Source organism: Pantoea sp. 1.19, assembly GCF_001922585.1.
GTDB lineage: Bacteria > Pseudomonadota > Gammaproteobacteria > Enterobacterales > Enterobacteriaceae > 1-19.
Genome location: NZ_MRBS01000007.1, coordinates 36443 through 48230 on the forward strand (window position 1 = coordinate 36443; position 11788 = coordinate 48230).

The 11788-nt window shown below is 59.3% G+C and carries 12 protein-coding genes and 4 pseudogenes; 7 read left to right on the plus strand and 9 right to left on the minus strand.

Annotation, left to right across the window (positions count from 1 at the left end; genetic code table 11):
• Window positions 1-353: 353 nt before the first annotated feature.
• Window positions 354-569, plus strand: a complete 216-nt coding sequence (locus BS626_RS13095; protein WP_075182846.1) for a hypothetical protein — start codon at window positions 354-356, stop codon at window positions 567-569.
• Here the strand turns inward: BS626_RS13095 and BS626_RS13100 are convergent, their stop codons facing one another.
• Complete coding sequence (locus BS626_RS13100) at window positions 570-1430, minus strand: LysR family transcriptional regulator (protein WP_075182847.1); 861 nt, start codon at window positions 1428-1430, stop codon at window positions 570-572.
• A gap of 114 nt (window positions 1431-1544) precedes the next feature.
• Here BS626_RS13100 and BS626_RS13105 point away from each other — a divergent pair, with 114 nt between their 5' ends.
• Entirely contained in the window at window positions 1545-2933 is a 1389-nt protein-coding gene (locus BS626_RS13105) for an aldehyde dehydrogenase family protein (protein ID WP_075182848.1), read from the plus strand.
• Here the strand turns inward: BS626_RS13105 and BS626_RS13110 are convergent.
• Window positions 2930-3357: pseudogene (locus tag BS626_RS13110) on the minus strand (helix-turn-helix domain-containing protein); the annotation flags it as partial. The gene BS626_RS13105 and the pseudogene BS626_RS13110 overlap by 4 nt on opposite strands.
• Window positions 3358-3470: 113 nt before the next feature.
• Here BS626_RS13110 and BS626_RS19070 point away from each other — a divergent pair.
• Window positions 3471-3659, plus strand: coding sequence for a cytochrome b562 (locus BS626_RS19070; protein ID WP_371328501.1), 189 nt, complete (start codon window positions 3471-3473; stop codon window positions 3657-3659).
• 27 nt (window positions 3660-3686) lie between these two features.
• A pseudogene (locus BS626_RS19075) lies at window positions 3687-3836 on the plus strand (cytochrome b562); the annotation flags it as partial.
• Window positions 3837-4018: 182 nt separating this feature from the next.
• On the opposite strand, the pseudogene BS626_RS18860 reads toward BS626_RS19075, so the two are convergent.
• A pseudogene (locus BS626_RS18860) lies at window positions 4019-4421 on the minus strand (MFS transporter); the annotation flags it as partial.
• Here BS626_RS18860 and BS626_RS13125 point away from each other — a divergent pair.
• Window positions 4365-4871, plus strand: a pseudogene (locus tag BS626_RS13125) (DUF4311 domain-containing protein); the annotation flags it as partial. The pseudogenes BS626_RS18860 and BS626_RS13125 sit on opposite strands and share 57 nt — an antisense overlap.
• Before the next feature lie 69 nt (window positions 4872-4940).
• Here BS626_RS13125 and BS626_RS13130 read toward each other — a convergent pair.
• Window positions 4941-6002: an acyltransferase gene (locus BS626_RS13130; RefSeq protein ID WP_075182851.1), complete on the minus strand. Its 1062-nt coding sequence runs from the start codon at window positions 6000-6002 to the stop codon at window positions 4941-4943.
• A gap of 223 nt (window positions 6003-6225) precedes the next feature.
• Window positions 6226-7128, minus strand: coding sequence for a LysR family transcriptional regulator (locus BS626_RS13135; RefSeq protein ID WP_075182852.1), 903 nt, complete (start codon window positions 7126-7128; stop codon window positions 6226-6228).
• A gap of 201 nt (window positions 7129-7329) precedes the next feature.
• Between BS626_RS13135 and BS626_RS13140 the strand changes: the two genes are divergently transcribed.
• On the plus strand, window positions 7330-8628 hold the full coding sequence (locus BS626_RS13140) for an aconitase/3-isopropylmalate dehydratase large subunit family protein (RefSeq protein WP_075182853.1): 1299 nt from the start codon (window positions 7330-7332) through the stop codon (window positions 8626-8628).
• Window positions 8625-9161 (plus strand): 3-isopropylmalate dehydratase, encoded by a 537-nt coding sequence (locus BS626_RS13145; protein ID WP_075182854.1) that lies wholly within the window; start codon window positions 8625-8627, stop codon window positions 9159-9161. The genes BS626_RS13140 and BS626_RS13145 overlap by 4 nt, the downstream gene beginning before the upstream one ends.
• Before the next feature lie 7 nt (window positions 9162-9168).
• On the opposite strand, the gene BS626_RS13150 is transcribed toward BS626_RS13145, so the two are convergent.
• From BS626_RS13150 to BS626_RS18635, 4 genes are all read right to left on the minus strand, one after another.
• Window positions 9169-9993, minus strand: coding sequence for an alpha/beta fold hydrolase (locus tag BS626_RS13150; RefSeq protein ID WP_075182855.1), 825 nt, complete (start codon window positions 9991-9993; stop codon window positions 9169-9171).
• Window positions 9994-10142: 149 nt separating this feature from the next.
• The gene (locus BS626_RS13155) at window positions 10143-10922 is read right to left on the minus strand and encodes an L-threonylcarbamoyladenylate synthase (RefSeq protein WP_075182856.1); all 780 of its coding nucleotides are present in this window, start codon (window positions 10920-10922) and stop codon (window positions 10143-10145) included.
• A gap of 32 nt (window positions 10923-10954) precedes the next feature.
• The gene (locus BS626_RS13160; protein ID WP_075182857.1) at window positions 10955-11440 is read right to left on the minus strand and encodes a YbhB/YbcL family Raf kinase inhibitor-like protein; all 486 of its coding nucleotides are present in this window, start codon (window positions 11438-11440) and stop codon (window positions 10955-10957) included.
• Between the two features lie 125 nt (window positions 11441-11565).
• Complete coding sequence (locus BS626_RS18635; protein WP_170870466.1) at window positions 11566-11730, minus strand: hypothetical protein; 165 nt, start codon at window positions 11728-11730, stop codon at window positions 11566-11568.
• Window positions 11731-11788 lie beyond the last annotated feature (58 nt).

Consider the following 11788-nt stretch of genomic DNA (forward strand, 5'->3'; position numbering starts at 1 on the left):
GCCTTATTTGATGATAGGCGGGGGGCGCGAGCTTGTCATGTCTATTTGCTAAAGATTATTCCGTAGCGATGCGTTGGTAATATATCGGACAGGGGATAAAAAGGGCCTTAACCGACGCGCGGTTCGCTAGCGTGCTCACCATTAGCCCGGTAGTTATTTTATGTCTTTGTTTATCGCGTAACTGGAGAATAGTTGGCTTAATTAACGGTCATCATTTAGCAAAATAATCGAATGTGTCAGCGTGACAAATATTGACAGCTTTGCTCACGGGTGAGCGCACAGCTTTAATGTTTACTGACGTCGGCTGACCCAATCCGCGGCACACTGCGGTCCTGGGTTAAAAGGAGACGGTTATGCGAAAAACACGCGGCTGCGCCTGGCTGTTATTACTGATTTCACTGGCGGCCTGCAGCGTCCCCCCGGCGGCATCCGTGCTGCCCCATGGCGGCACGCATCAGCTGTCCACCCACGGTGGCGTAACGGACAGCGCCGAGCTTCCGGATGAACACATTGATGCACCGCGATCGCGTCCCGCCTGTTACGCCGGAGATCGCCCGATGCGCGTCTGATCACTGCTGGCCGACCAGCAGCTGGCGTAGCGCTGTCAGATTGACCGAGCGCGCCTCTTTTCGCCATACCAGCCAGGTGGGTACATTGCGCAGCGTCGGTGAGATCGGCCAGATGCTGATGGTTTTTGCCCCGGGCAGGTGATCAAGCAGGCTGCGCGGGGCCAGCGCCAGTCCAGCGCCAGCGCTGACGCAGGCCAGCATGCCGTGGTAAGACTCCATTTCGTAGATGCGTCCCGGCGTCGCACCATCGTCCTGAAACCACTGTTCAAAGCGGCGGCGATAGGCGCAGGTGCGGCGAAAGGCATACAGCGGTGCCCCGGCCACGTCGCGAGCACGGCGCACCGGCGGGTGATCGCCTGCGGCCACCAACACCATCTCCTCCTGCCACACCGCCATCCCGGTGAGCACATCGGTATCAATCGGGCCATCAATAAAGATCGCGTCCAGTTTACCCGCCAGCAGGGCAGCGGTCAGATCGTCCGACGGGCCGGTAGTGAACTCCAGCGCCACCTGGTCGTAGAGCTGATGATAGCGGGCCAGCAGCGGTGGGATCCGCACCGCCGCGGTACTCTCCAGCGCGCCGAGGGCAAAGCGGCCGCGCGGTTCGCCCCCCGATAGCACGCTTTTCGCTTCCTCCAGCTTCGCGAGGATCTGGCTGGCATACTGCCAGAACAGGTGGCCATCCGCGGAGAGACGCAGGCGCAACTTCTCGCGAATAAACAGCTCACAATCCAGCTCTTGCTCCAGCTGTTTAATGCGCGTCGATAAATTGGAGGGCACCCGGTGCAGGCGCGCTGCCGCCTGGCTGATCGATCCACATTCGGCTACCGTACAAAACATATTCAGCTGACTGATATCCATAACCTTTCTCAATTAGTGAAGGATGGATTCATTATAATTCACTTTAAAAGATGGTTTCACTGACCTACAGTAAAAAACGTACAGTATCCGTTCACCCACTTTGGGAGTGTGATAATGAGTAACGCAGTAAATGATGGCGCCCTGTCGCGCAATCCGGCGACCGGCGAAGAGCTGGCCCGCTATCCTTACGACGATGCGGCGGCGTTAGAAAAGGCGCTGGTCCGCAGCCAGCGCGCGTTTACCCAGTGGCGGACGACTCCGCTCAGTGAGCGGGCGGCGCAGCTGACCCGTATCGCGCAGGCCTTGCGCCAGCAGGCGGAGTCGCTGGCGCAGATGATGACCCGCGAGATGGGGAAACCGATTGTCCAGGCGCGCGCCGAAGTTGAAAAGAGCGCTTCGCTCTGTGACTGGTACGCCGAACACGGCCCGGCGATGCTGGCGCCGCAGGCCACTCAGGTGCCGGATAACAAAGCGGTGGTTGCCTATCGTCCACTGGGGACGGTGCTGGCGGTGATGCCGTGGAACTTTCCGCTGTGGCAGGTGCTTCGCGGCGCCGTACCGGCGATCCTGGGCGGTAACCCCTATCTGCTCAAGCACGCGCCCAACGTCATGGGCAGCGCCAAACTGATCGAAAAAGTGCTGCTTGATGCCGGATTACCCGACGGGGTGTTCAGTGCGATCAATGTCACTAACGACGGCGTTTCCGCGGCGATCGCCGATGCGCGCATCGCGACGGTGGCGGTCACCGGCAGCGTGCGTGCCGGTCAGGCGATTGCTGAACAGGCCGGACGCGCGCTGAAGAAAAGCGTGCTGGAGCTGGGCGGCGCCGATGCGTTTATCGTGCTGAACGATGCCGATCTGGATGAGGCGGTTAAGGCGGCGGTGGTTGGCCGCTTCCAGAACAGCGGACAGGTGTGCATTGCCGCCAAGCGCATCATTGTTGAAGCCGGAGTGGCGGCGACGTTTGAAGCGAAATTTATCGCCGCGGTGCAGGCGCTGAAGGTTGGCGATCCGCAGGACGAGGAGACTTACATTGGTCCGATGGCGCGCGCCGACCTGCGCGATGAGCTGCACGCTCAGGTGCAGGCGTCACTGGCTGAAGGCGCGCGACTGGTGCTGGGCGGCGAAAAGCTACCCGGTCCCGGTAACTACTACGCGCCCACGGTCCTTGCCGACGTGACGCCGGCGATGACCGCCTTCCGCCAGGAACTGTTTGGCCCGGTGGCTTCGCTGATTGTGGCTCGCGACGCGGAGCACGCCGTTGAGCTGGCTAATGACAGCGATTTCGGCCTTGGCGGCACTATCTGGAGCGCCGACGAATCGACCGCGCTGGAGATGGCCGCGCGGCTGGAGACCGGTGGGGTCTTTATCAATGGCTATACCGCTTCCGATCCGCGCGTACCGATCGGCGGGGTGAAGAAGAGCGGCTACGGACGCGAGCTGTCGAGCTTCGGTCTGCATGAGTTCTGCAATGTGCAGACCGTGTGGCGGGATCGCCGCTAATACGGCGTGGCGTTTTTGCGCCACTGACGCGGGTTGATGCCAAACCCGCGGCGGCAGGCCGGTAAAAATGCACTCACATTCGGGTAGCCCAGCAGCAGCGCCATCTCCGAGACGGGCTGCTGCTGTCGCATATAGTGCCCAGCCAGATAGCAGCGCACCTCCCGTGCCCGTTGAGTCAAGCGGGTGCCCGCATCGCGCAGCCGCCGCTGCAGCGAACAGCCTGACAGCCCGATTTTATCCGCTATCGTCTCAAGCGTTGGCTCGCCCTGCATCAGCGTCAGCTGTACCTGACTGCGCGCCTCGCCCACCAGTCCCTGCTGCGGAAGGCGGCATTGAGCCGTCGAATGGCATCCTGCCTCACCCGCAGCAGCATGGGGTCGCTGTCCGGCATCGCCCGGCTCAGGTCTCGCCTGGGCAGCGGCAAATAGCAGGACAGTCATGCGCTGAATTGCGCGAATGCTAACAGGGCGGCGGTGAAAACAGCCGCCTTTTTTATAACAATAAGGAGTGAAGCAATGCGTAAAAATTTTGATAGCAATGTTGAGTAGCACCCTGTTGTTGTCCAGCTATACCGCGCTGGCGCAGGACCTGGAAGGCGATATGGATATCCTGAAAGGGGCCTATCGTACCGTACAAAAAAGCAATGATAAGGGCGAAGTGGTCAAAGCATTAATCGATATGCGTGCCGCAGCGGAAGATGCCAAAAGCCATATGCCGGATAAATGACAAGGCCAGCCCGCTGACAGCGCGCAGGTCAAAGACTATCATGCCGGGTTAGATACGCTGATTGGGCAGATTGACAGCAGCCTTAAACTGGCCAACAGCGGCGATTTGGTCGGTGCCAAAAAAGAAGCAGAAGGCTTTGCCGCCAGGCGCGGTGCAAACCACAGGCCGTTCCGTTAATCGCATTTAACGTGGTGGGTTCTTTCCCCCCGAGATTAAAGGCGCTCGCCGTTTGCTAACGCCTGTTCGCTGCCTGGCTGACTCAGCCGCGTCATTAAATCCAGAAGTACCGAGATATCCTCTTCCCTTGTGCGCCAGGATGACACGCTGATGCGCAGTGCTGGTTGCCCCTGTCAGACCGTTGCGCCAATCACCGTGTGAGAAAACAAAAACGGAGGCTGGCTGAGGGGCAGAACCATCGCGCTCCAGAAAATGTTAAAAACCGCAAACATCAGCATGGCGAGCACGCCGCGCACCTGTAATACACGATCGTCGCAAAAGCAGGGACAGCATTGAGCGGAGCAGGGCGGAATAAGAGGATGTTGGCGCAGTGGCCGGGGCCGCAGGCAGCTGCCGCCACAGCGGTAAGGCCAGCGCCAGCCTCATCGCGGCGGCACAGAGATACACCGCCTGCCAGCCTGCCAGGTCGCTGCTGCTGCCGGCAAACACGGGCGCCAGCAGCAGGCCGATAAATACGCCGCCCTGTGCCGCGCCCACCATGCGCCCACCACGCAAGGCATGGGCGCATTTCGTACACTGGGCGAGCTCAACTCCTGCGAGGGTGACCCCGCCTCTCACTTCTCCTTTGGTTTAGGCTTCTTCTTCAACGCCTGGGCTTCCTCCGTGGCCGCCGGGTCCTTCACCCAAGACCTCGACCACCGCATTATCCTCAACTGGGGCGCGGCAGCGCTGATGATCAAAAACCACAACGTTGCCGACACGCTGCATAACCCGAAGAAGATGGCGATTGCCTGCGGCATTATCGGCATGATCGTGTTGGCGTTCCTGAACTCTACCGCCTCGGCGGTGCCGGCGGCGCTCCAGGTCACGGCGGTGAAAGTGCTGGTGCCGGCGGCGAACCTGCTGGTTAACACGGTGATACCGGTTATCTTCTGGCTGGCCGCGATTGATGCCGGGAAAAAATCGGGCTTCTGGGCCACCATTTTTGGCGGTCTGGCGCCGCTGATTATGGGCAATGCGGTGCCGGGGCTGGTGGGGCGCTGGATCGCTGCCTCGCCCGGTGCGCGTGAGTCAGCCGGCCCTCCGTCGGGAGGACCGCGAAGTTTAACCGGTAAACACCGTTTTAATCAGGCCGTTCACGCGCGGCCAGCGGCTGCGGGTCAGGACGGCGACCAGCTGGCGCTGAGCCAGCACCACCAGCACCGGCAGCGTGTAGGCCAGCCAATACTTCAGCATGACCGACGGGGTCACCTCCACGCGGCGGAACACTTCCACGATCGGAATATGCCAGAAGTAGATCCAGATGGTATTGCTGGAGATAAACACTACCGCCTGCTTCAGCTTACCTTCCCTCACGTGCTGCAGTTTTAGCCAGGAGGCAAGGGCGCAGAGTGCGGCGCAGGCCACAATCCCCCACGAGAGGTAGAACAGGGTAGGCGGGTATTTAAAATCCTGGGGCCACAGAAGCGCGCCGTGGCCCCGACTCAGGGACCACGCCTCCATCGTCATCATCACCAGCAGCGAAAAGCCGCCCCAGGCATACAGATCGCGGCGTCCGGTTTTATACAAATAGCCGAGGCAAAACATCACGCCATAAGAGAGCAGGGGAAAAGCCACCTGCCAAATCAGCTTGCCAATCGGGCTCTCTTTGTTCACTCCATCGCCAAACTGATAAAACACCAGTGACAGCCCCACTTCGGTAAGCAGATAGAGGCCAAACAGCGCCAGAGGAGAGAGGCGATCAAGCAGAAATTTATACACCACCGAAAACAGGGAAATCAGCAGGAATACGCGGATCACCCAGAAATAGCCAAATCCCTGTAATTTATAGCTCGATAGCTGTTGCTGGTGGGTGGCAATATCGTCAAACAGACCGCCGCTGAGGGGAAAAATTACGAAGTAAAGCAGGGTGATAAAGGCCCAGGCGGGCAGCACCATGCGTTTAAATCGGGAGAAAAAATAGTGAATGATATTAGCCTGGCCCCCCCTGGAAACGCAAAACGCCATACCGGAGACAAACACCATCAGCGGCACGTCAAAAGTGCGAAACTGAAACAGTCCGTTAGGGGGAAAAACGTGCGCCAGAATAATCAGCGACAGTCCGAGAAAGCGAAACAGATCGATAACGAAATCGCGCTGACCGGGTTGCGGGGGGTGCACACTCATAAGATTTATATCCGCCATAGAAAACCATCAACAAGGCTGCCTCATCGCGGGCAGCCGGCCTACGTTAACACCGGGTCAGGCGAGATGAATGTCATTCTTTCGGGCTCATCCGGTGGTTCAGGGTCGATGGAGATACAGGTGGCTGATTTACCGTAATAAAAATACAGACTGAGGAAACTCTGAAAACGTCGCACGCGGCCGAAATGGGAATTGTCCGCCTCACTTATCCCAGCTCGCGGTGCAGCTGCTGCTGCAGGTCATCGGCAAAATGACGCACCCGGGACGACAGCGTGTGCTCTGACTGAAACAGCATCCACGCATGGTAGGTATCCATTCGCCACTCCGGCAGCAGGCGTACCAGCTGGCCGCTGGCCTGCGCATCGCGGGCGATATAGTTCGGTAAATAGGCAATCCCGCTGCCGGCCAGGGCAGACTGCATTAATGCCACGCTGTTATTGGCGCGGAATCGACTGCGGACGTTAATGTCCACTTTCTGTTTATCTTTACGAAAGGGTAATGAGATTGTGTGGGCCGGGCCGCGAAACAATATATAATCATAGCGCGGCAGGTCATCCGGGGTCTCAATATTCCCCAGCGGCTGAAGATAATCCGGGGTGGCATATAATCCCCAGGTGACGTCAATTAACGGTTTAACCAGCGGGTGTTCGGGTGGCTCGCGGTCGATAACAATTGCAATATCATACTGGTCTTCCAGCATATTGACGGGTTTGTCCGTCAGGTCTAAATCAATATTTACGTGAATATTATTAGCAATAAAACGATTCAGCGCCGGTACAATACACTGACAGCCGAAGGTTACCGGTGAAATAAGATGCAGGCTGCCAACCGGCTCTTCATGAAAATGGCGAATAAAGCGTTCGGCATTTTTTACCTCGCTTAATATACGCGTACAATAGTCGTAGTAGCTCAGTCCAACTTCGGTCACGGTGATCTTGCGGGTAGTGCGATTCAGCAGCTGCGCCCCCAGACGTATCTCCAGCTGCGAGATTTCCCGGCTCACGGACGATTTTGATAACTGCAGGCTTTTGGCGGCTTCGGTAAAACTCAGCGTATCAACCACGCGGGCAAATACCACCATGGAGGTCACATTATCAATTGGGTTCATCCTGGATTCCAGTCAGACGCAGCGGGATCAGAGGCACACCATAGCATATTCGGACCCCGCCTGCGGTAGCCCGCGCACCGTTATGCTGTGGCGCACTGTTGTTCGCACAGGAGGACAATCGCCGCTGCCGCACGGTTTTGGTTGCGCGAACGGCGTCAGGGGGGTTGGATAGAGGCCTGAGGATTGCCGGAGAAACAGGAAATGGGGTACACGCTGACGCAAAAAATTCTGGCCCGCGCCAGTGGACGCGACGTCGTCCACGATGGCGAGATGTTGTGGGTAAATATCGACTGCCTGATGTCTCACGATCCCTGTTTGCCAGGAGTGGCCAGCGTTTTTCACCAGCAGTTTGGTGCGCAGGCGCGGGTATGGGATCCCGAGCGCGTGGTGCTGATACCGGACCATTTTGTCTGGTCGGCGGACGCGCAGGCGAATGAGAACATTCGCGTAATGCGCGACTTTGCCGCCCGGCAGGGCATCGTCCATTTTTACGATCCCGGTACGCCCGCCTACAAAGGGGTGTGCCATATCGGTCTGGCAGAAGGGGGCCATGCGCGCCCCGGCGAGGTCCTGCTGGGGACCGACTCGCACACCGTCACCGCCGGGGCTTTTGGCGCATTTGCCGTCGGGGTGGGAATTACCGATGCCGCCTATGCCATGGGCACCGGGCAGCTGCCGCTGAAAGTGCCGGCCACCACGCGCGTTAATCTGGTTGGAACACCCCCGCCGACGCTGATGGCCAAAGACATGATCCTCGCGCTGCTGGGGCAGCTGCGGGTAGATGGTGCCACCTATGAAACTCTGGAATTTGGCGGCAGCGTAGTGGAGGCAATGAGCGTGGATGAACGCATGACCCTGTGCAATATGGTGGTTGAATGCGGCGCCAAAAACGGCATCATGGCGCCAAACGCGGCGACGCTGGCCTGGCTGGCGGCGCGGGGCGTAGCGCCGGGCGAGATACTGCACGCCGACGAAGATGCGCTCTACCGACGCACGCTGACCCTGGATGTCAGCACGCTCAGGCCGCAGGTAGCGCGCCCGGGCTCACCGGATAACGTGGTGCCGGTTGATACACTCTCCCGGGTGGCGCTCGGGCAGGCGTATATCGGCTCCTGCACCGGCGGCAAGCGAGAGGATTTTATCGCCGCGGCCCGGGTTCTCAAGGGACATCGGGTCGCAATTCCGACCTTTGCGGTGCCGGCCACCAAAGCCGTCTTTCATCAGCTGATCGTCACCACGATCGCGGGCCAGTCGATCTATCAGATCCTCTGTGATGCCGGGGTGATGCTGACCGCCGAGGCGGGCTGTGCCGCCTGCTGCGGTGGGCCGGCGGATACCTTTGGTCGGGTTAACGATCCGATTTCAGTGATCTCCACCACGAACCGCAATTTTGTTGGCCGCATGGGACATAAGCAGGCGCAAATTTATCTTGCCTCGCCCGCCACCGTCGCGGCCAGCGCGATCGCCGGACACATTATCGCCCCGGAGGCAGTAGCATGAGTACGATCATTCGCGGCACCGTTTACGTGCTGGGTGACAACGTGGATACCGATCAGATCCTGAGCGCGAAATACCTTAAGGTGAATCCGGCGACCGCCGCGGGGCGGGCGCAGCTGGGCGCGCTGGCGATGTGCGGATTACCGCCCGGAGCGGCGCCGTTTTTACAGGACGCTGGCCAGGCGCGGCACGCTATCCTGGTGGCGGGGCGCAATATGGGCTGCGGATCGTCACGGGAGCACGCGGTGGTCGCGCTGGGCGCAGCGGGCGTAAAAGCGGTGCTGGCGGAGTCGTTTGCGCGGATCTTTTTTCGTAACTGCGTGGCGACCGGCGAGCTGCTGCCGCTGACCTGCACCCACCGGCTGGCTGACTGGCTCTGTACCGGGGATGAGGTAGTGATTGACGTGGCCAGGCAGCTGGTGACGCGGGTGCGGCAGCAGGCGGTGCTACCCCTTGAGCCGGCTGGCGAACTGGCCAACATCATTGATGCGGGCGGCCTGTTTGCCTTTGCCCGCGCCAGTGGACGTATTGCCTGACGGACCGCTACTGTAGCCCCTGCAAAAAGGCCAGCAGATCGGCGTTCAGCTGCTGTTGATGCGTGACGGTAAAGCCGTGCGGGCCATTGTCGTACACGGTTAGCTGCGCGCCGGCAATCTGCGCCGCCGTCAGTTTACCGGTGGCGGCAAAAGGCACGATCTGGTCGTTATCACCGTGGATAACCAGGGTCGGTACGTCCACTTTGGCCAGGTCGGCGCGGAAGTCGGCTTCCGCAAAGGCGGTAACGCAGTCCAGCGTACCTTTCAGCGAGGCCAGCAGCGCCATGTTCAGCGTCTGGCTCAGCACGCCCTCAGAGACCTGCTGTCCGGCATTCAAACCGTAAAACGGCGTAGCGAAATCGCGGATAAACTGCGCGCGGTCGTTCCGCACGCCCTGGAGAATATCCTCAAACGCCTGGCGCGCCACTCCGTCAGGGTGATCGTCGCTTTTCGCCATCAGCGGGGTGACTGCCCCCAGCAGCACCAGCGCTTTGACGCGCGTCGTGCCGTAGCGGCCAATGTAGCGGGTGATGTCGCCGCCGCCCATCGAGAAGCCCACCAGCGTTACCTCGTGCAGATCCAGATGGCCGATCAGCGCATGGATATCCTGCGCAAAGGTATCGTAATCATGACCGTTCCAGGGCTGATCGGATCGGCCAAATCCGCGCCGGTCGAAGGCGATCGCCCGATAGCCGTTCTCCGCCAGATGAGTCAGCTGGCTGTCCCACATGTCGGCATTTAACGGCCAGCCGTGACTGAACAGCACTGGCTGACCGCTGCCCCAGTCTTTAAACCAGATGTTAACGCCATCGGCAGTGGTAAAGGTCGCCATATTGTCTCCTGTCCTGAAAGGGATAAAGGGGGGAGGCTTAAGGATAGGCACGTGGAGGGGAAAACAACAGCCCCCTGTCACCGCAGGGCGGGAAGGGGGAGGAAAATACATCGCGTTATCTCGCGCGGCTCAGCGCGCGCGACAGGGGATCAGTAGTAGTCGCCGTGGCGGTAGTCCCAGGTGGTGAAAATATCGGACATCATCGCCATGATCTTGTCCACGTCGAGGCCCTTGCGGATCAGCACCGGACAGGGGAAAACTTTGCGCTCGCCTTTCTGTTCCGGCACCAGCTTGCCGTCGCCGTCCACCATTGACACCATCACGCCCTGCTCATAGCGGGTTTTTTCGCTGTCGTTGGGCTGAATGGATTTCACGTAGTCGTTAGCGCCGATAATCAGGTCTGCGCGTGCTTCAATGCGCTCACCGATGCCTTCCACCAGGCCGCGATTGCCTTTACCTGACGGATTCGCCGAGCTGGCGAAGGAGAATTTACCGTGCGCCTCCCACAGCGTTTTTGCCAGAATTTCACCTGGCTTGCCGAATTTAATCACGAAGCAGCTGGTCTGGCGGCCGTCCATCATCAGCTCTTTTGAGCCGTCATCCGGAATGCGCGCGATGGCCTCTTCTTTCCACGGCAGGATGCAGCCGAGCAGCACGTCCGCGTCCCAGTGCTGCTGATACAGCTGTTCAATTTCCGGATTGAGCTGTGCCAGCGATTTCAGCTGCTCCAGCGAGCCGCACAGCACCACGCCGGGCTTATTACGGTTACGCTGCTTGGCCTCGAATTTACGCTCCAGGCCGGCTTTGTCTGAGGTCATGATGATGTAGCCGACTTTGGTCGGACAGACGATCATGCCACCGTCTTTCGATAAAATCTCAACGGCTTCCGGCTGTAAGCCTCCATTCCACTGAACTTTTTTGCTGCTCATAGCGATACCTTTCACTTAAATCGAAGAAGTCATTAACGTTGGTAGAGACCCGTCACCGATGCTTTTGCCAGGGTGTGGGCTTCAATCATAAAGCGGGCGACGGCGTTGGTGGCGCTGGCGTCCAGCGCAAGGGACGGCACCGACAGCGCATGCACGCTGAAAACATAGCGATGCGGTTTATCCCCTTCCGGCGGACAGGCGCCGCCAAAGCCGGCGAGACCATAATCATTGATGCTTTGCACGCTGCCGGCAGGCATCTGCTCACCGCTGGCGATGCCGGCGTTGGCCGCCAGCGCAGACACCGTGGCCGGAATATTAAACGCCACCCAGTGCCAGAAGCCGCTGCCGGTCGGCGCGTCCGGGTCATAGCAGGTGATGGCAAAGCTGGCAGTGCCGGCCGGTGCATCCTGCCAGCTCAGCGCCGGAGAGCGGTTTTCGCCGCTGCCGCCGAAGCCGTCAAACTCCTGGGCTTTGGCTAAAAAGGCGTTATCCGTAAAGTCGGTCGATACGATTTTCATCAGCTACTCCTGCGGCGTTAAGCATACATGCATCCTACCGCAGTTTTTCTCTGCGGCAAGACGCCAGAGAGAAAAGGGGGCATTGTTTCACTACGGCAACAATTGGTGCCCGGCCGGCACCGGGACTACAGCTCAAATCCCGGCGCAGAATACGTTTTTTTGCACGCGCTGGCTTCCGGCGTGGTTTGGCAGTCAGGGGCAAAGGGATTCAGGCTGGCGCGGTTACAGTAAGCCAGCAGCAAAACAATGACCGCCAGCACCAGCCAGCGTTTTTTGGGTTTGAATCTCATGATTCCGGGATCGCTCATTGAAAAAGGGGCACCTTAGCGCCCCATGGATCAAATTGCA

What these genes read in the sequence shown, in the direction of transcription:
- BS626_RS13095 (WP_075182846.1), top strand. Translation starts at nt 354, where the DNA reads ATGCGAAAAACACGCGGCTGCGCCTGGCTGTTATTACTGATTTCACTG.
- BS626_RS13100 (WP_075182847.1), bottom strand. Translation starts at nt 1,430, where the DNA reads ATGGATATCAGTCAGCTGAATATGTTTTGTACGGTAGCCGAATGTGGA.
- BS626_RS13105 (WP_075182848.1), top strand. Translation starts at nt 1,545, where the DNA reads ATGAGTAACGCAGTAAATGATGGCGCCCTGTCGCGCAATCCGGCGACC.
- BS626_RS19070 (WP_371328501.1), top strand. Translation starts at nt 3,471, where the DNA reads ATGTTGAGTAGCACCCTGTTGTTGTCCAGCTATACCGCGCTGGCGCAG.
- BS626_RS13130 (WP_075182851.1), bottom strand. Translation starts at nt 6,002, where the DNA reads ATGAGTGTGCACCCCCCGCAACCCGGTCAGCGCGATTTCGTTATCGAT.
- BS626_RS13135 (WP_075182852.1), bottom strand. Translation starts at nt 7,128, where the DNA reads ATGAACCCAATTGATAATGTGACCTCCATGGTGGTATTTGCCCGCGTG.
- BS626_RS13140 (WP_075182853.1), top strand. Translation starts at nt 7,330, where the DNA reads ATGGGGTACACGCTGACGCAAAAAATTCTGGCCCGCGCCAGTGGACGC.
- BS626_RS13145 (WP_075182854.1), top strand. Translation starts at nt 8,625, where the DNA reads ATGAGTACGATCATTCGCGGCACCGTTTACGTGCTGGGTGACAACGTG.
- BS626_RS13150 (WP_075182855.1), bottom strand. Translation starts at nt 9,993, where the DNA reads ATGGCGACCTTTACCACTGCCGATGGCGTTAACATCTGGTTTAAAGAC.
- BS626_RS13155 (WP_075182856.1), bottom strand. Translation starts at nt 10,922, where the DNA reads ATGAGCAGCAAAAAAGTTCAGTGGAATGGAGGCTTACAGCCGGAAGCC.
- BS626_RS13160 (WP_075182857.1), bottom strand. Translation starts at nt 11,440, where the DNA reads ATGAAAATCGTATCGACCGACTTTACGGATAACGCCTTTTTAGCCAAA.
- BS626_RS18635 (WP_170870466.1), bottom strand. Translation starts at nt 11,730, where the DNA reads ATGAGATTCAAACCCAAAAAACGCTGGCTGGTGCTGGCGGTCATTGTT.